Annotated in this window: 17 protein-coding genes; 9 read left to right on the top strand and 8 right to left on the bottom strand. The window is 69.0% G+C overall.

From position 1 onward, the window contains the following. Nucleotides 1–32: 32 nt before the first annotated feature. The gene (locus tag ACWDXS_RS31655) at nt 33–446 is read right to left on the bottom strand and encodes an organic hydroperoxide resistance protein (protein WP_378992602.1); all 414 of its coding nucleotides are present in this window, start codon (nt 444–446) and stop codon (nt 33–35) included. A 110-nt stretch (nt 447–556) separates the two neighbouring features. Between ACWDXS_RS31655 and ACWDXS_RS31660 the strand changes: the two genes are divergently transcribed. Both ACWDXS_RS31660 and ACWDXS_RS31665 read left to right on the top strand, forming a co-directional pair. Continuing rightward, nucleotides 557–1,090, top strand: coding sequence for a TetR/AcrR family transcriptional regulator (locus tag ACWDXS_RS31660; RefSeq protein ID WP_378992604.1), 534 nt, complete (start codon nt 557–559; stop codon nt 1,088–1,090). Nucleotides 1,091–1,427: 337 nt separating this feature from the next. Further along, nucleotides 1,428–1,943: an NlpC/P60 family protein gene (locus ACWDXS_RS31665; protein ID WP_378992606.1), complete on the top strand. Its 516-nt coding sequence runs from the start codon at nt 1,428–1,430 to the stop codon at nt 1,941–1,943. Here ACWDXS_RS31665 and ACWDXS_RS31670 read toward each other — a convergent pair. Beyond that, nucleotides 1,940–2,821, bottom strand: a complete 882-nt coding sequence (locus ACWDXS_RS31670) for a UTP--glucose-1-phosphate uridylyltransferase (RefSeq protein WP_056816413.1) — start codon at nt 2,819–2,821, stop codon at nt 1,940–1,942. The genes ACWDXS_RS31665 and ACWDXS_RS31670 overlap by 4 nt on opposite strands. 177 nt (nt 2,822–2,998) lie before the next feature. On the opposite strand from ACWDXS_RS31670, the gene ACWDXS_RS31675 reads away from it, so the two are divergent. The 3 genes from ACWDXS_RS31675 to ACWDXS_RS31685 all read left to right on the top strand — a co-directional run bounded on the left by ACWDXS_RS31675 (nt 2,999) and on the right by ACWDXS_RS31685 (nt 8,196). Continuing rightward, nucleotides 2,999–4,297, top strand: a complete 1,299-nt coding sequence (locus tag ACWDXS_RS31675; protein ID WP_378992688.1) for a DNA polymerase IV — start codon at nt 2,999–3,001, stop codon at nt 4,295–4,297. A gap of 59 nt (nt 4,298–4,356) precedes the next feature. After that, on the top strand, nt 4,357–4,854 hold the full coding sequence (locus tag ACWDXS_RS31680) for a hypothetical protein (protein ID WP_378992608.1): 498 nt from the start codon (nt 4,357–4,359) through the stop codon (nt 4,852–4,854). A gap of 105 nt (nt 4,855–4,959) precedes the next feature. Then, nucleotides 4,960–8,196: an arabinosyltransferase domain-containing protein gene (locus tag ACWDXS_RS31685; RefSeq protein WP_449971396.1), complete on the top strand. Its 3,237-nt coding sequence runs from the start codon at nt 4,960–4,962 to the stop codon at nt 8,194–8,196. A 90-nt stretch (nt 8,197–8,286) separates the two neighbouring features. Here the strand turns inward: ACWDXS_RS31685 and ACWDXS_RS31690 are convergent, their stop codons facing one another. Together ACWDXS_RS31690 and rarD are read right to left on the bottom strand one after the other, a co-directional pair. Next, nucleotides 8,287–9,216, bottom strand: coding sequence for an ADP-ribosylglycohydrolase family protein (locus tag ACWDXS_RS31690; RefSeq protein ID WP_387447603.1), 930 nt, complete (start codon nt 9,214–9,216; stop codon nt 8,287–8,289). Between the two features lie 122 nt (nt 9,217–9,338). After that, on the bottom strand, nt 9,339–10,256 hold the full coding sequence (rarD, locus tag ACWDXS_RS31695) for an EamA family transporter RarD (protein ID WP_378992614.1): 918 nt from the start codon (nt 10,254–10,256) through the stop codon (nt 9,339–9,341). Nucleotides 10,257–10,290: 34 nt separating this feature from the next. Here rarD and ACWDXS_RS31700 point away from each other — a divergent pair, with 34 nt between their 5' ends. Both ACWDXS_RS31700 and ACWDXS_RS31705 read left to right on the top strand, forming a co-directional pair. After that, nucleotides 10,291–12,714 (top strand): cation-translocating P-type ATPase, encoded by a 2,424-nt coding sequence (locus ACWDXS_RS31700; protein ID WP_378992615.1) that lies wholly within the window; start codon nt 10,291–10,293, stop codon nt 12,712–12,714. A gap of 124 nt (nt 12,715–12,838) precedes the next feature. Next, nucleotides 12,839–13,012, top strand: coding sequence for a hypothetical protein (locus ACWDXS_RS31705; protein WP_378992616.1), 174 nt, complete (start codon nt 12,839–12,841; stop codon nt 13,010–13,012). A gap of 34 nt (nt 13,013–13,046) precedes the next feature. Here ACWDXS_RS31705 and ACWDXS_RS31710 read toward each other — a convergent pair whose 3' ends face one another. From ACWDXS_RS31710 to lspA, 3 genes are all read right to left on the bottom strand, one after another. Continuing rightward, nucleotides 13,047–13,748, bottom strand: a complete 702-nt coding sequence (locus tag ACWDXS_RS31710) for a hypothetical protein (protein WP_449971401.1) — start codon at nt 13,746–13,748, stop codon at nt 13,047–13,049. 118 nt (nt 13,749–13,866) lie between these two features. Beyond that, entirely contained in the window at nt 13,867–14,793 is a 927-nt protein-coding gene (locus ACWDXS_RS31715) for an RluA family pseudouridine synthase (protein WP_266299589.1), read from the bottom strand. After that, nucleotides 14,790–15,407, bottom strand: a complete 618-nt coding sequence (gene lspA / locus ACWDXS_RS31720) for a signal peptidase II (RefSeq protein ID WP_449971405.1) — start codon at nt 15,405–15,407, stop codon at nt 14,790–14,792. The genes ACWDXS_RS31715 and lspA overlap by 4 nt, the downstream gene beginning before the upstream one ends. A gap of 85 nt (nt 15,408–15,492) precedes the next feature. Between lspA and ACWDXS_RS31725 the strand changes: the two genes are divergently transcribed. Together ACWDXS_RS31725 and ACWDXS_RS31730 are read left to right on the top strand one after the other, a co-directional pair. Next, the gene (locus ACWDXS_RS31725; protein WP_378992621.1) at nt 15,493–16,446 is read left to right on the top strand and encodes a hypothetical protein; all 954 of its coding nucleotides are present in this window, start codon (nt 15,493–15,495) and stop codon (nt 16,444–16,446) included. Then, entirely contained in the window at nt 16,443–17,159 is a 717-nt protein-coding gene (locus ACWDXS_RS31730) for a hypothetical protein (protein ID WP_387447599.1), read from the top strand. Before ACWDXS_RS31725 ends, ACWDXS_RS31730 begins: the two co-directional genes overlap by 4 nt. A 13-nt stretch (nt 17,160–17,172) precedes the next feature. On the opposite strand, the gene ACWDXS_RS31735 is transcribed toward ACWDXS_RS31730, so the two are convergent. Then, complete coding sequence (locus ACWDXS_RS31735) at nt 17,173–18,021, bottom strand: TIGR03619 family F420-dependent LLM class oxidoreductase (protein ID WP_378992623.1); 849 nt, start codon at nt 18,019–18,021, stop codon at nt 17,173–17,175. Between the last annotated feature and the right edge of the window lie 45 nt (nt 18,022–18,066).

Raw genomic sequence — 18,066 nt, forward strand, 5'->3', positions numbered from 1 at the left:
AGCTGGTCCCGCCCTTTTTCGCGTGAATGCGGTTACTCGACGACCAGTTCCACCGGGATGTTGCCCCGGGTGGCGTTGGAGTACGGGCACACCTGGTGGGTCGCCTCGATGAGCTGCTGCCCCTGCTCGTTGTGCAGGTGCTCGGGCAGTTCCACCCGCAGCACGACCGAGAGTCCGAACCGGCCGCCGTCGAGGGGGTTCAGGCCGACTTCGGCGGTTACCGACGCGTCGTCGGCGTCCAGCTTCATCCGCTTGGAGACCAACTGCAGCGCACTGGCGAAACAGGCCGAATAGCCCGCCGCGAAGAGTTGCTCCGGGTTGGTGCCCGCGCCGTCGCCGCCCATCGCCTTGGGGCGGGCGAGCGTCAGATCGAGCACGCCGTCGTCGCTGTAGGAACGGCCGTCGCGGCCGACCGAGGTGGCTACTGCGGTGTAGATGGATGCCATGGTGTCCTCCTAGACAGACTTGTCTGTTCGCTTGTGATCTCAGAGTAGACAGACCTGTCTGGTATCGTCAAGGGAAAGCGCTGAATCCCGGAAAGGACACAGGTCAGGCGATGAGTGCGGCTCGTGAACGTCTGCTCGATACGGCAACCCGGTTGTTCTATGCCGAGGGTGTCCACACGGTGGGCATCGACCGGATCATCGCCGAGGCCGGTATCGCCAAGGCCACGTTCTACCGGCACTTCAAGAGCAAAGATGACCTGGTAGTCGCCTATTTGCAGCGCGAATACGCGCGCCAGCGCGAGGCGCTGGAATCGGTCGAGGGCGAAGGCTTCGCCGCGATCGCCACCACCTTCGACGCGCTCCGTGACATCAGCTGCGGCCCCGGCTTCCGCGGCTGCCCGTTCCTCAACGCCGCCGTCGAATTCACCGACCCGGCGCACCCGGTCCGCCGCGTCGTCGACGACTACCGCACCTGGTTCCGTGAACTCATGGCCGAACACCTGCGCGCCGGCGGTCACTCCGCCCCCGGCGACGCGGCCCGCGCCCTGCTGCTCACCCGCGACGGCGTCACCATCAGCGGCGGCGTAGGCGACACAGACACCGTGCGCGCCGGCATCGAGGCGGCGCTGAAACTCATCGGCTGATCACGCGAGACCGGGGCGACTCACCGGATACGCCCACGACTCGGCTTCGACCCGACCGTCGGCCCGGCAACCTCGTGGCCACGCCGTCACGACCGGCAGAAGTCGCCGAGTGGCCGCACAGTCGTGCAGAATTGTGACGTTACTGCTGATGCGCATGGAACCGCTGAGGCGACAGTGACTGCTCGTGACGTTTGTCCTGTGGAAACGGTGCCGCGCCGATGATGGCGACATCCCGGCGCGACACCGGATCAGTGGGTGGCCCACCCGGATCAGGCGATGCCGCCCGATAGCCGACCAGCCGGAAGCTCAGCTCCCGGCCGTGAGGAAGGGCGCGCACATGAAGCGAAAACTCCTGGGACGGTTGGCCTTCGGCTTCGTCGCCACCGTCACCACCACCATGGTCCTCGCTGGGCCCGTGTGGTCGCAGCCGGGCAGCTCGTCGGGCTCGGGGACGTCAGGTTCCTCGTCGGGGAGTTCCAGCGGCTCCGGCATGATTCCGCTGCCCAGCGCCACCGGCATCGGCGCACTCACCGCCGCCATGACCCAGCTCGGCAAACCCTACGAGTGGGGTGCCATGGGACCGCATTCCTGGGACTGCTCGGCGCTGGTGCAATGGGCATTCCGGCAGGTCGGCGTCACCTTGCCGCGCACCACGTGGGAGCAGGCGAAGGTCGGCCTTCCGGTGACCTTCGGCGGCCTGGCACCCGGCGATGTCGTCATCCTCAACGGCGACGGCTCCCACGTCGGCATCTACGCGGGCCTGGGCCAGCTGCTCGATGCCCATGACTGGGGCGTCCCGGTCGGCCTGCACCCGTTGCGCGAATTCGATATCTTCGCGATTCGCCGGTTCTAGTTCTCGTCCACCAGCTGACGCAACAGCGGGCCGTATTCGGGATGGGCCAGTGCCGAGGCGAACTGGGCCACCAGGTAGTCGGCCGGGTTGCCGGTGTCGTACCAGCGGCCCTGGATGACCTGGCCGTACACCGCGTGCTCGGCGGCGTAGTTGTTGATCGCGTCGGTCAGGTACACCTCGCCGGTCTGGTGGGTGTACCAGTTCTCGGTCTGGATGCGCAGCTCGTCGATGATGCCCGGCGTCACCACGTAGCCACCGATCGCGGCGAAGGCCGACGGCGCGTCTTCGGGCTTGGGCTTCTCCATCAGGCCGGAGATGCGCAGCAGTCCGTCGTCGAGGTCCTCACGCACCACGGGCACGCCGTAGCGCTGCGATTCACCCGGCGACATCGGCAGCAGCGCCAACACCGGGCATCCGGTGGATTCGTAGGCGGTGATCAGCTGCTGAGCGCGCGGTACCTCGGCGACGAACACGTCGTCGGGCCACAGCACCAGCATCGGCTCGTCGCCCAGATGACGTGCGGCGTTGAGCACCGGCGTGCCGTTGCCGTACGGGCCGTGCTGGTCGAGGTAGGTGATGTGGCCCTCGCGGGAGAGCTCGCCGACCTCCTCCACGGCGTCGGCGTAGGCGGACTTGCCGTCGGCGCGCAGCTGCGCGACCAGTGCCGGATTGGGCCGGAAGTGATCCTGGATCAACGACTTGCCGCTGCTCACGACGATGGTGATGTCGGTGATCCCGGAGGCCACCAACTCACGCACGGTGTGCTCGATGACCGGTTTGTCCCCGACCGGCAGCATCTCCTTCGGCGTCGCCTTGGTCAGCGGAAGCAGCCGGGAGCCGATTCCCGCCGCCGGAATGACAGCCTTGCGGATCTTCATCTCCCGATCATCACATATTCGGCTGTGTGATCGGTGTGCGACGGCTGGCAACGGGCTCGAGGAATTGTCGGTGACCCGGCGTAGATTGCGCTCGTGAGCACTCACACTCCTGTCGCCGGGGCTCCGGCCAGGCCCGATGCGGCGGTCACCGCCCGTCGCTGGGTGCTGCATATCGATATGGACGCGTTCTTCGCCTCGGTAGAACAATTGACCAGACCCACGCTGCGTGGCCGTCCGGTCCTCGTGGGTGGGGCGAGTCAGCGTGGCGTCGTCGCGGGGGCCAGCTACGAGGCTCGGGTCTACGGCGCGCGTTCGGCCATGCCGATGCACCAGGCCCGGCGGCTGATCGGCGTGTCGGCGGTGGTCGTCCCGCCGCGTGGCGCGCTGTACTCGGTGCTGAGCGGGCAGGTGTTCGACGCGTTGCGCAGCTGTGTCCCGGTGCTGGAGACGCTGTCGTTCGACGAGGCCTTCGCCGAACCGGCCGAATTGGCCGGAGCGAGTGTCGCGCAGGTGCAGGACTACTGCGCGATGCTGCGCGCGCTCGTTCGAGCACAGACCGGGCTCACCGCCTCGATCGGCGCGGCGACCGGGAAACAGCTCGCCAAGATCGGTTCCGGTCTCGCCAAACCCGATGGGATGCGGGTCATCTCGCCCTCGGAGCAGGGCGAGCTGCTCGCCTCGCTGCCGGTGCGCAAGCTGTGGGGGATCGGCCCGGTCGCCGAGTCGAGGCTGCGCAGCCTCGGCATCGAGACGGTCGGCGCGTTCGCCGCGCTGCCGGAATCGGAGGCCGTCTCGACCCTCGGCGGCAGCATGGGCGCCGCCCTGCACCGGCTCGCGCGCGGGATCGACGATCGCCCGGTCACCGAACGCGCCGAGGCCAAGCAGATCAGCGCCGAGAACACCTACGAGCGCGACATCGTCACGATGGCCGACCTGCGGGCCGCCGTCACCGCGATGGCCGCGTCGGCGCATCGCAGGCTCGAACGCGACGGCCGCGCCGCCCGCACCGTGGTCCTCAAACTCAAGAAGTCCGATATGGGCATCGTGACCAGGTCCTTCACCCTGCCGTACGCCACCGCCGACCTGACCACCCTGGCCGCGGCCGCGCAGCGTTCGGCGATCGATCCCGCGGAACTGGGCCCGATCCGGCTCGTCGGTGTCGGGTACGGGGGATTGTCGCTGGTGCGCCAGGAATCGCTGTTCCCCGAACTGGATCAGGCGGTGCCCGCCGATCTCGGCACCGTCGAGGATCCGCCGCCGCCGTCACCGGAAGAGCCGAATCTGGCTGCGGGACTGTGGTTTCCGGGAATGGATGTGCATCATCCGGAATTCGGGCACGGCTGGGTGCAGGGCGCGGGCTACGGCGTGGTGACCGTGCGATTCGAGACCAGCTCGACAGGTCCCGGTGCGGCGCGTACCTTTCCAGCCGACGACACGGGGCTGACACGGGCCGATCCGCTCGCCAGTCTCGCGTGAAGAGTAGCCTCGGCTACCGCGATGGAACGACTCCCCCCTCGAACGCAAAGGACGAGCAGTTGAAGCTTCGTACGACCGGACGTGTAGCGATCGCCGGACTGGCCGTGGTCGCCGCCCTCGGCCTGAGCGCGTGCAGCGACGACAAGGGTGACAAGCCCGCCGCCAAAGCCACCACCAGCGCGAAGGCTTCGGCTTCGGCGGCCACGGACCTGCCCCCCGTGCCGACCGTGGAACAGCTCAACCAGCAGCTCACCACCGCGTTGGATCCCGCGGTCCCCAACGACCAGAAGCTGGACTTCGTGCAGGGCGGCGAGGCCGACCCCGAGCTGCCGAACCGCTTGGCCCAGGCCGCCTCGGACGCCAATGTGCAGGTGCAGGTCACCGAGGTGACCTCCTTCGGTGACAGCGTCAACGCCAAGGCCAACTTCACCGTCAACGGCCAGACCAATGTCGTCGACGTGCCGTTCGTGGCCGAAGACGGCAAGTGGAAGGTCCAGAAGTCGTGGGCCTGCGGCATGATGACCAACCTGGGTCAGACCTCGGTCGCCTGCCCCTGATCTGCCACGCTCGAGCCCCGTTCGGATGTTTCCGGGCGGGGCTTTCGCGTGTGAGTCGCGACGGTGTTTCGCCTGCTGCCGGTGGCGCGGCTACTATCGGGCCCCGTGGTAGAGACGATCGTGCGGCAGGGGCATCCGCCCAAGGATGTGTCGGAGCCGGCGCGACGTGATCGCCCGGGGTGGGCGCGCATCGTCGCGATCGTCGCGGGACTGATCGGCATTCTCAGCGCCGCGGTGATCCCGTTCCTGCCCGTGCGGGTCGACGCCGCGACGGTGTCCTGGCCCCAGCAGGGGTCGCCCGCCGCGGTCGAATCGCCGCTCGTCGCCTACGCGCCCGCCGCCCTCTCGGCGACGGTGCCGTGTGCCGCGCTGAGTTCGCTGGCCGCGACCGGCGGTGTCGCGGTCTCGACCGTGCCGCGGCAATCGGCCGATATGGAGAAGTACGGCTTCGTCGTGAAGGTGGTCGCCGACACCGCCGAACGCCCCGGCCGGGTGGACGTGGTCTCGCGTTCGACCCTGGTGTGGACGGCCCCGCTCGCCGACGTGCTCGACCGCTCCTGCGCGCTGACGATCGCGATCACTCCGCAGGAATCCACGGTCACCACGTCAGGTCTCGGTGCGGGCGCCGCCGTGGCCGCCGACCTGCGTCCCCAGGTCGTGGGTGTGTTCAGTGAGCTCACCGGCGCCGCCCCCGCGGACCTGGCGGTGCGCGTCGACGTCGACGCCCGCTACACGTCGTCGCCGACCTGGCTCAAACTGGCCGCCATCGTGCTGTGCCTGTTGGCCACCGCGGTGTCACTGTTCGCCCTGCACCGTCTCGACGCCCTCGACGGCCGCTCCGCGCGCCGATTCCTGCCGCAACGCTGGTGGCGGCTGCGCCCGGTCGACTGGCTGGTGTTCGCGGTGCTGCTCGTCTGGCATTTCATCGGCGCCAACACCTCCGACGACGGCTACATCCTCGGGATGGCGAGAGGTGCGCGCAGTTCGGGCAACATGTCCAACTACTACCGCTGGTTCAGCGTCGACGAGGGCCCGTTCTACACCCCTTATGTCGACATCATCGGCTGGCTCACCCACATCTCCGCGGTCAGCCCGCTGGTCCGGCTGCCCGCCCTCGCTGCGGGCGTGCTCACCTGGTGGTTGATCAGCCGCGAAGTGCTGCCCCGCCTCGGCGTCGCGGTGCGCCGCGAACGCATCGCCACCTGGACCGCGGCCTTCGTCTTCCTGGCCTTCTGGCTGCCCTACAACAACGGGCTGCGCGCGGAATTCGTTGTCGCGCTGGGTGTTCTGGTCACCTGGGTATCGGTCGAACGAGCGATCGCGACCCGGCGGCTCGTGCCGTTCGCCGTCGCGGTGATCGTGGCCGCGTTCACCCTCACCGGCGCACCCTCGGGCCTGATCTGCCTCGGCGCGCTGGTGGCCGGCGCGCGTGTCGTCACCGCGATGATCGTGACGCGGTCGAAGTCGGTGGGCTACCTCGCGCAACTGCTGCCGATCCTGGCCGCGGGCGCGGTGGTGCTCACCGTCGTCTTCGCCGACCGGACGTTCGCCGGGGTGCGGGAGATGTTCGCCGTGCACAGCGTGATCGGGCCGGGGGAGTCCTGGTTCTTCGAGTTCCTGCGCTATCAATATCTTCTGCAGCTCAATGCTGATGGCTGGCTGACCAGGCGATTCGGTGTCTTCGCGATGCTGATCGGCCTGATCGTCTGCACTGCCGTCATGCTGCGGCGCGGCGGCCGTATCCCCGGCATCGCTGTCGGCCCCACTCGGCGCATGCTGGGCATCACCCTGGCCGCCATGGTGCTGATGATGTTCTCGCCCACCAAGTGGACCCACCAGTTCGGCGTGTTCGCGGGCCTGGCCACCTGTGTCGCCGCGGTGACGGCGGTCGCGGTGAGCGCGCACGTCCTGCGGCCGATGCGTAATCGCGCGCTGTTCGCCGCGGGTGTCTTCTTCGCCCTCGCCATGACCTGGGTCGGCGCCAACGGCTACTGGTACGTCTCCTCGTGGGGGATCCCCTGGTGGGACAAGCCGCCGACCGTCGCCGGATACGGCGTCTCGACCGTGTTCGTCGGTCTGACTCTGCTCGCGCTCGCCGCGGCCGCGTGGTACCACGTCCATCCGAACCTGAACCCGAAGGCCGAGGTCGGCTGGTTCGCGGGGACACCCGTTCTCGCTGTCGCCGCCGCGGTGATGGTGCTGTTCGAGGTGGCATCCTTCGCCAAGGCCACCGTCGCCCAGTATCCCGCGTACTCCCTCGCCGGCTCCAACCTCTCCGCGGCCTTCGCCGGCGGGTGTGGGATGGCCGACGAGGTGCTCGTCGAAACCGACCCGAACGCCTCGATGCTCGCGCCGCTGTCCGGCGACATGACCAGCACGATGAACGGCACCGACTCCACCGGCTTCCGGGCCGGCGGAGTCGCGCCGGTGCTCACCTCCGACGAGGTGGAATCGACCACCGGCCAAGCGAATTCGGTATCCGACGACCCCGACAAGCTGCGCGACGCCTCCACCTCGGCGGGCTCGGAATCACGACAGGGCTCGCTGCAACTGCCCTTCGGTCTCGACCCCGCGACCCCGGTTCTGGGCAGCTACCGCCCCGGTGCCCAGGAGCCCTCCGCGCTGACCACGGGCTGGTTCCGGCTGCCGGACGGCCCGCGCGGCCCGCTGCTGGCGATGTCGGTGGCAGGCCGGATCCGCTCGGTCGACGCCGACGGCATCGTCCACCCCGGCCAGGAGCTGGCCCTCGAATACGGCACCGCCGCGGCCGACGGCACCGTCACCGTGACCGGCCAGATCGCGCCGACCGATATCGGCCCGGCGCCGATGTGGCGCAATCTGCGCGTCCCGATGGATCAGCTGCCGTCCGAGACGAGCGTTGTCCGCTTGGTCGCCGCCGACAAGGATCTCGGCCCCGACCAGTGGCTCGCTCTCACCCCGCCGCGCATGCCACAGACCACCACGCTCAGCGCGCTGGTCGGCCGTGCGGCGCCGGTGCTGCTGGATTGGGCTGTGGGGCTGCACTTCCCGTGCCAGAACCAGATGCCCACCTACAACGGCGTCGCTGAGCTCCCCGAATATCGCATCCTGCCCGACCGCAACGGCGCCACCATCACCAACCTCTGGCAGGGCCACGACGGTGGCGGCCCGCTCGGCTGGACCCAGCTCCTCTTCACTGCCCGCACCCTGCCGACGTACCTGAACAACGACTGGGACAGGGACTGGGGCTCCCTCGAGCAGTACCTTCCCCTCGACCCCACCGCCGGCCCCGCGAAGATCACCGTCGACTCCGAAAACCGCTGGGGCACCTGGACCCCCGGCCCGATCATCACCGCCTGGTAGCCACGGCGGTGGGCCGGTCGATCACCACGCTGCCGGTGGAGCGCCGCCGAGTGCGGTCCGCACCACGGTGTGGTGATCAGCTGCCCACCGTCAGCGGGAGTTGGTGGCGATGCGCAGGGCCAGATCGGGCAGGTCGGCGCCGGTGAGGCCGGGGTAGCCGTGCAGGATGGCGCGCCAGCGAGCGGGGACCGCCGAGGCGCCCCAGCGGGCGCCGAGGAGGCCCCCCGCGATGGCCGCGGTGGTGTCGGTGTCGTTTCCGGCCCGGACGCACGCCTCCAAGGCGAGCGGAAGGTGCTCGGGCGTCGACTGATCGGTGGTCGTGATCGCCCACCACGCGGTCTGGAGGGCGTGCACGACCCAGCCGTTGTTCGGGAAGTCGGCGGGCGTGCCCTTCTCCGCTTCGTCGAGACGGTCGGTCCAATAGTCGGACTGGGGTGAGCCGCTGACGTATTCGCGAACGCCGTCGAAATCGGCGTTCAATACCGCATGCCGGATCGCGTAGGTCCACATCTTGCACGCCTCGACAGCGTTGTCGTCGTGGTGCGTGAGCAACCCGACCCGGCCCGCCGCCGCGACGCATTCGGCGGCATCGTCGAGATAGGCCAGCGCGACCGGCGCGGTCCGCATCAGCGAGCCGTTGCCACCGGTTCGGCCGGTGAGCGACATCGCCACCGCCTGCATGTCCAGTGCGGAGGAAGGTCTGGCGGACAACACGTTTCGCGTCTGGTTCCCGATGTCGGGCGGCTTCGAGTCGTACCAGGAGACGAACCCGGCCGCGACCGCGTCGAGATCGATGCCCGGGCCGCCGGCAGCGGCGACCGCCACGGCGACGGACATCGACGTATCGTCGGTCCACTCGCCCGGCGCCCAGTCGAATACTCCGCCGCCGATCATGTCGATCACCGTGTCCGGTCCGGGATGTGTGAACTCGTAGCCTGCCCCCAGCGCGTCGCCGGCGGCGGTACCGACCAGCACGCCGGCGACCCGATCCGAGTACCCCGCATCGTGCACAGAATCCACCCCTCTCGGGTGTGCCCACTATCCGATTGTTCGATGGGCAAGCCTACCGGTCGGCTTGTGGTCCTCCGGCGATTCGTGCCGGTGTGACACCGAATCGAGCTTCGGGTGTGACACCGAATGGGCTAGTGCGTGGTCGCGTCCACCGTCTCGGCCACCGAGAGCTGCCTGGTGCGGCGTGCACGCAGCAGCGCGTCGGTGGTGAACACCGCCAGCGCCGTCCAGATCAGGGCGAATCCGGCCCAGCGCGACACGGGCATGGGTTCGTGCATCACCGCCACACCCCAGGCCATCTGCAGGGCGGGGGTGAGGTATTGCAGAATGCCCATCGTCGAGAGCGGGACCCGCTTGGCCGCGACGGCGAACAGCAGCAGCGGCAGCAGCGTGACCGGCCCGGTGGCCAGCATGAGACCGAAATGGGCGGGGCTGGAGGTCATCTCACTGCGGCCGGTGGCCATCGAGACGATCAGGAAAGCCAGCGCGAACGGCACAGCGACTATCCCCTCGGCCGCGATGCCGGGGAGCGCGTCGAGCCGGATCACCTTCTTCACCAGCCCGTAGGTGGCGAACGAGCAGGCCAGGATCAGCGCGATCACCGGCGGCCTGCCGTAGTCGACCGTGAGCACCACCACCGCCAGCGCGCCCAGCCCCAACGCCGCCCACTGCGCCCTGGTGAGCCGCTCCCGGAACAGCAACACGCCGATGGCAACGGTGACCAGCGGGTTGATGAAGTAACCGAGCGCGCATTCGACGATGTGCCCGGTGGTGACGCCGAAGACGTACACACCCCAGTTCAGCGACAAGGCCGCCGAGGCCGCGGCCGCCAGGCGCCAGGTCCTGGCATCGATGCCGCGCAGGTTTCCCAGCCGTCCCGTCAGCGTGAGCACCAGCAGGACCACGACCAGCGTCCACACGATCCGCTGCGCCACCACCTCGGCGGGCGAGGCGAACGACAACAGTCCGAAGAAGGCGGCGAACGAACCCCAGATGAGGTAGGCCCCCGCCCCGAAAACGACACCGGGCGGGGATGAGCTGCGCTGCATTCATCCCATGTTACGACCGGCTAATCTGGCGAGCATGTCCATTTCCGTGCAGGAACCGGCGGCTGCCGGGCTCACCGCCGCACAGGTCGACGAGCGCCGCCGCGACGGGCGCACCAACGACGTCCCCGCCAGGGCGAGCCGGTCGGTCGGCGAGATCGTCCGCGCGAATGTGTTCACCCGCATCAATGCCATTCTCGGTGTGCTGTTCCTGCTGGTGCTGTCGACGGGCTCGATCATCGACGGTATGTTCGGGCTGCTCATCGTGGCCAACAGCGCGGTCGGCATCATCCAGGAGGTCAGGGCGAAGCGGACCCTGGACGAGCTGGCGATCGTCAGCCAGGCCAAGCCGACGGTGCGCCGCGACGGCGTCGCCCAGCAGATCTCCCCCGGCGAAGTGGTGCTCGACGATCTGATCGAGCTCGGCCCCGGCGACCAGATCGTGGTCGACGGTGAGGTCGAGGAGGCCGCCGCGCTCGAGATCGACGAATCGCTGCTGACCGGCGAGGCCGACCCGATCGACAAGGGCGTCGGCGCGCCGGTGATGTCGGGCAGTTTCGTGGTGTCGGGTTCGGGCGCCTACCGCGCCACCAAGGTCGGCAAGGACGCCTACGCGGCGAAACTGGCCGAGGAGGCCAGCAAGTTCACGCTGGTGCACTCCGAATTGCGTTCGGGCATCGACAAGATCCTGAAATTCATCACCTACCTGCTCATTCCCGCCGGCCTGCTCAGCATCTACAACCAGCTGGTCTCGAGCGGGGAATCGTGGCGCCCGGCCGTCACCGGCATGGTCGCGGCGTTGGTGCCGATGGTCCCCGAGGGCCTGGTCCTGATGACATCGATCGCCTTCGCGGTCGGTGTGGTCCGCCTGGGTAAACGTCAGTGCCTGGTACAGGAATTGCCCGCGATCGAGGGCCTGGCCAGGGTCGACGTAGTGTGCGCCGACAAGACCGGCACGCTCACCGAGAACGGTATGCGCCTGGCGCAGGTCGAACCGCTCGGCGCGTTCGACGAGGCACAGGTGAAGGCCGCGCTGGCCGCGCTGGCGAGCGACGATCCGCGCCCCAATGCCAGCGTCCAGGCCATCGCCGAAGCGCTGCCCGACTCGCCCGGCTGGTCGCAGACCGCCGTCGCGCCGTTCTCCTCGGCCAAGAAGTGGAGCGGCATCTCCTATGGCGACCACGGTGATTGGCTGCTCGGCGCCGCCGACGTGCTGCTCGACCCCGACTCCGAGGACGCCGCCCACGCCGAGCAACTGGGCTCGTCGGGGCTGCGCGTGCTGCTGCTGGCACGCAGCGACCGTGCGGTCGACGCCGAGGACGCGCCAGGCCGGGTCGAGCCCGCCGCGCTGGTCGTGCTCGAACAGAAGGTGCGTCCCGATGCCAAGGCGACGCTGGAATACTTCGCGAGTCAGCAGGTCTCGATCAAGGTGATCTCCGGCGACAACGCCGTATCGGTCGGCGCGGTCGCCTCCTCGCTCGACCTGCCCGGCGGTGACCACGCCGTCGACGCGCGCACCCTGCCCGACGATCCGGCCGCGCTCGCCGACGTGCTCGATCACGAAACCACCTTCGGCCGGGTGCGTCCCGATCAGAAGCGCGCCATGGTCGGTGCGCTGCAATCGCGCGGGCACACCGTCGCCATGACCGGTGACGGCGTCAACGACGTGCTGGCGCTCAAGGACGCCGATATCGGTGTCGCGATGGGCGCCGGTAGCCCGGCCACCCGCGCGGTGGCGCAGATCGTGTTGCTGGACAACAAGTTCGCGACCCTGCCCTACGTGGTGGGGGAGGGGCGCCGGGTGATCGGCAATATCGAACGCGTCTCGAACCTGTTCCTCACCAAGACCGTGTACTCGGTGCTGCTGGCCTTCCTCGTCGGGCTGGCCGGTGTCGGCTCGCAGATCTTCGGCTACGACCCCATCGGGTATCCGTTCCTGCCGCGCCACGTCACCATCGCGGCCTGGTTCACCATCGGCATCCCCGCGTTCGTGCTCTCGCTCGCGCCGAACAACGAGCGCGCCCGCACCGGCTTCGTCGGCCGGGTGATGCGTCTGGCCGTGCCCTCGGGCGTGGTGATCGGCGTGGCGACGTTCGTGGCCTACCTCATCGCCTACGCCGGACCGGAAGCCACGGAAACGCAGAAGGTGCAGGCGGGCACCACCGCGTTGATCACGCTGATCATGATCGCGGTGTGGGTGCTCGTGCTGGTCGCGCGGCCGTATGTGTGGTGGAAGGTGGTGCTGATCGCGGTGTCCGTGCTGGCCTATGTCGCGCTGTTCACGATCCCGTTCACCCGCGAGTTCTTCAAACTCGATCCGTCCAACCCGCGCCTGACGCTGGCGGCGGTGGTCTGCGGTGTGATCGGCATCGTGCTGGTCGAGCTGGCATGGTGGGTGCAGGCACGGCGCTCCGGCGGCGCGGGCAAGCTCTTTCCCCCGGTGGGCGCGCAGGGGGCGTGACCGGCCGCTGACGCGGGTCTGGTGGTTTCGAGAACCCTTGTGCCCGACGAACATTCGGTGTTGGAGTACCTTTGCCGGTTATGGAGGTATTGCTGCCGCTGTCGCACCGTCTCGGGACCACCCGGTGACCCCCGACGAATTGGATGATCTGTTCGCCGACCTCATCGGGCAGATCGATCGGCTCGACGTCGATGCGCTGGAATTGATGGCAGCCGCTTATGACCAGGCCGGAGATGTCGACCGGGCCCGCGAGCTGTGGGTGATGGCCGAGACGCGCCGCGGCAGTGATCGGCCGTAGACGCAGCGGCTCGGCGCGATCGAGCGGCGCGAACCTACTCGGTGGGAACCGGGCCGTCGTCGGGGCTCGGTGCGACGGTGTCGCTGCTGCCGGGGAGTAGGGGACTCACCGCGAACCGTCCCGCGACGGCGTCGGCCGGCAACGCCTGCACTGCTCTGACGCCGGGTTGTGTTGCCAGGTCACGTAATTGGGGCAGGGTGCCGCGCACCACGAGGCCCGCCGTGCACGCGCAGCCCGCACGCAGGCGGCTCTCGGTGACGTGCGCGATCGCGGCGCTGCGCTCGTCGCGGAACTGCTGGGCCGCGACCAATCCCGCGGCTGCCTCGCCGGACTTCACCGCGGGTTCGTCACCGCCCGGCGTCGCGACGGTGATCACCGGTGTCTGCACCCGGTCGACCGGCACGTGCTGGATCACCCCGGAGATCCGCAAGCCGTCGGCCGTGGCCGGAAGCTGTTGGGGTGCGATGTATTCGGTGAACGACACCAGCGCCCAGTGCTGGTCGGTATCGGCGCCGTCGAGGGAAGCCTTCGCGTCGACCAGGTAGTGCTCGACCTGCTCGCCGGGCGCGGGCCCCAGTCGATCGGTGGCCACCGCCGACGCGGGCGGCGGCTCGCGAAAGGCGATCACCAACAGGATCGCCGCGCCGACAGCCGCGATCCCGAAGATCACCGAGTTGCGCAGCGACATCCGCCGGTCGGCTGAATCGTCTTCGGCGGCAGTCGATTCGGCGGGCATGTTCCCGAGATCCTCGGCGGTCGAACCCGGACCACCGTCCCGCGGCGCCTGCCCGGCCGATGAATTCCCGCGGTCGTCCGACGCCGTATCCGGCGCCGGTTCGGACGACCGCGGGTCGTCAGGCATTGCGTAGTACGTCCAAGGCGCCCGCCAGATCGTCGGGGTACTCGCTGGTGATCTCCAGCCAGCGACCGTCGGCGGGATGGTGGAAGCCGAGCTGACGCGCGTGCAACCACTGCCGTTCCAGACCGAGGCGTTTGGCCAGCGTCGGGTCGGCGCCGTAGGTGAGGTCACCCGCGCAGGGGTGGCGGACCGCGGAGAAGTGCACCCGGATCTGGTGCGTGCGGCCGGTCTCGAGGTGGACGTCGAGCAGGCTGGCGGCCTGGAACGCCTCGATGGTGTCGTAGTGGGTGACGCTGGGCCTGCCGTCGCCGGTCACCGCGAACTTCCAGGCATTGCCCCGCGCACGCCCGATCGGCGCGTCGATGGTGCCGCTGCTCGGATCCGGGTGTCCCTGCACGAGTGCATGGTATTGCTTGTCGACCGTGCGTTCCTTGAAGGCGCGCTTGAGCATCGTGTAAGCGTGTTCGGATTGTGCCACCACCATCACCCCGGAGGTGCCCACGTCGAGCCGGTGCACGATGCCCTGGCGTTCGTGCGCGCCCGAGGTGGAGATGCGGTAACCCATCGCCGCCAGGCCGCCGACCACGGTCGGACCGGTCCAGCCGACGCCGGAGTGCGCGGCGACCCCGATCGGCTTGTCCACGGCCACGATGTCGTCGTCGGCGTAGAGAATGTTCATCCCGTCGACCGGCGTGGCCTCGACCGTGAGCTCGCGCTTGGGTTCGGGGAAGATCACTTCCAGCCACGCGCCCGCGGTCAGCCGGTCGGACTTGCCCGCGGCGACGCCGTCGATCTGCACCGAGCCGTCCTCGGTGAGCGCCACGACCGCGGTCCGTGAGAGACCGAGCAGGCGGGCGAGTCCCGCATCCACCCGCATCCCGTCCAGTCCGTCGGGAACGGGCATTGTCCTGGTTTCTCTCATGCGGTCTCCTCGGTGTGTTTGCGACCGCTGCGGGTGCCGTCCGGTTCGAAACCGAACACGGTGAGCGCGACCAGCAGGATCGCCCCGCACACGATGGCCGAGTCGGCGACGTTGAAGACCGGCCACCAGCCGACGGCGACGAAGTCGACCACATGGCCCTGCAGCGGGCCTGGGTATCGGAAGAGCCGGTCGACCAGGTTGCCCAGCGCGCCACCCAGGACCATGCCGAGGCCGATGGCCCACCACAGTGATCGCAGGGTGCGTCCGATCCGGATCACACCGATCACCACCGCGGCGGCGATCAGGGTGAGCAGCCAGGTCATGCCGGTCGCCATCGAGAACGCCGCGCCCGGGTTGCGGACCAGGGTGAACCGCGCGAAATCGCCGATGATCGGCACCGATTCGCCCGGGTCGATGAAGGCGACCGCGAGGCACTTGGTCAGCAGGTCGAGCCCGAACAGCACGACGGCGATGATCAGCAACGTCGTCAAACGACGGCGACCAGCGGGTTTCGCCGTCTCGGACGTCTCGGGCACGGCTGCCGCCGACGGTGTGGCTGAGTCGTCGCCGGTCTCGGGGACAGCAGCGTTGTCGGTTGGCCGGTCTTCACTCACGCGTCCATCATTCCCTAGTGGCGATCCGGCCCGCGCCGCGGTGCCGAGGAGTCCCAGGTGTTACTCAGGAAGCGGTCGTACCCTGATGGCTGTGACGGTGTTGTCTAGATCTCGCTTACCCCGCATCGCGCGCCCCGGGGTGTTACTGGTGGCGCTCGTGCTCGGGTTCGCGACCTTCGGCGCCGGCTGCGCCGATCGCTCGGCCCCTGCCGCGGAGGTCGACGGCACCGAGCCGCTCGGTATCGGCAAGGAAGTCACCGTGCCGATCTCGGCCGCGGTCACCACGATGGTCTCGCCCGGCGAGGAGCCGCGCGATCTGTTGCGGCCGCGCTATGCCGCGGGCACCACGCAGGAGGTGACGCTGCGCACCGACTACCGGATCCAGCAGCAGGTCAACGATCAGCCCGCTCGCGACTTCTCGCCTGCCGCGCTGACCATCCCGATGACCGCGCGCACGGGCGCCGACGGCGTCGATCTCACCGTCGGTGCGGTCACCACGCCCGACCCCGCGCTCAACAAGGCGTTCACCTCTGCCGACGGTTCACACGCCGGTTTGGGGATGAGCGACTTCGGTGCGATCACCGAGCTGCGCATGGCGCCCTCGCCGGACACCCCGAACACCGCGCGGGCCGCGCTCGAACAGGCCTTCTATCAGGCTGTGTACCAGTCGATCGCGTTCCCGGACCAGCCCGTCGGCGTCGGCGCGGTCTGGACGGTGCACCAGCAGATCACCGGCGGGGTGACCCTGGACCAGATCACCACCGCCACGCTCACCAGCCGCGAGGGCGACCGGCTCACCATCGATCTCCAGGTGAATCAGACGCCCACCGACAACGTGTGGGAGCTGCCCAACGACGCCGGTGAGCTCGACATCGACGGTTACGTCATGGAAGGCGTCGGCTCGATCACCATCGATCTCGGTATGCCACTGCCGGTTTCGGGTTCCATCGAGATCGGTGGACAGCAGACCTACCGCGACGCGCGCAGTGTGAGCACCTTGGTGCAGACACAGTCGACCCGCGTCTCCTGGACGGAATGATGCGGGCGGATTCGCTGCGCGTAGGCGCGGTGGTTTCAGCGTGTGTCGGGTTGGTCGGCGTTGCGGGCTGTGGGTCCGACGACACGGTGGACACGCCGGGATCGGGTCCGTTCTCCGCCGCCGTCACGGCCGCACCGGGAACCGGGGCCGTGATCGGCGATGCGGCGCAGTTGTCGGCCGGTCTGCTCGCCGCTACCGATCTGCCCGGTGATTTCGCGGTCGTACCGTCGCGCGGTGAATCCGACGAGCCCGCGGTGCCGCCCGCGGCGCTGACGGATCCGCCGGATTGTGGGCGCCTGCTCTCACCGATCGCGCAGCAGTGGCCGGGGTCGGCTGCCGCCGCGTCGGTGCAGTTCGCGGGGCCCAGCTTCGCCACCATCGACATCGACGCCGCCAGCTACTCCGACGCGGCGCTGGTGCCGGCATTCGACGCGCTCCAGGCGCAGCCTCGGCGCTGTACCAGCTACTCCGGCGACGATGCGGGCGTGCGGATCGAGTATCGAACCAGCGCGCTCGCGCAGCCGGTCGCGGGCGACGCGGGCTCGGCGTTCACCCTGACCGCCACGAGTGAGGGGCTCACCCTCACGTCGGCGACCTCGCTTGTCCAAGTGGGGAACACGCTGGTTCAGGTTGTCGTCACGGCACCGGAAGTCGTCGATCCCGGTGTACTCGCCGATCTCACCGCGGCGCAAGTGCGCAAACTCCGCGGCTGAGACCGGCTCGGGTTCACGCCGATACGGCGAGTTTCCCGCCGAGATGGCCGAGGTAGCCACGGACCTCGTCGGCACTCTTGTCGGGCAGCCCGAAGACCACCTCGGTGACGCCTTGGTCGGCCCAGCTCGCGAGCTGCTCGGCGTTGTGACGACCGGCCAGCGCGATCACCCGCGGGGTGCCCTCGCGGCCGGCTTCCTTCCAGACCCGGTGCAGGAGATCGACTTTGGCGCCCAGGTCACCTTCGGTCGGGGTGGTGATCCAACCGTCGGCGTTGGCGGCCAGCCATCCGAACGATTTCTCGGTACCGCCCGCTCCGAGCAACACCGGAACCCCGGCGCGTACCGGCTTCGGCCAGGACCAGCTCGGGCCGAACTTCACGAAGTCGCCGGCGAATTCTGCTTCCTCCTGCGACCACAGCGCCCGCATCGCGTCGAGGTTCTCGCGCAACACCGTGCGCCGCTTGTTCGCCGGAACGCCGTGATGGGCGAGTTCGTCGGTGTTCCAGCCGAATCCGACGCCCAGCTCCACCCGTCCACCGGACAGGTGATCGAGCGAGGCGATGGTCTTGGCGAGGGTGATCGGGTGGTGTTCGGCGGGCAGCGCGACCGCTGTCGACAGGGTGATCCGCTCGGTGACCGCGGCGGCGGTGGCCAGCGCGACCCACGGGTCGAGCGTGCGCAGGTACCGGTCGTCGGGTAGCGAGGAGTCGCCGGTCTGCGGATGGGCCGCGGCCCGCACGACCGGGATATGGGTGTGCTCGGGGACGTAGAACGCGTCGAATCCGGCGTCCTCGGCGGCCTTGGCCGCATCGGCGGGCGCGATGCCCCGGTCACTGGTGAACAAGACAACCCCGTAGCGCACGTCCCGGCCCTCCGACTTCGACAGCAAAACTGAAACAGGTTCTAA

It is taken from the genome of Nocardia sp. NPDC003183 (assembly GCF_053590715.1).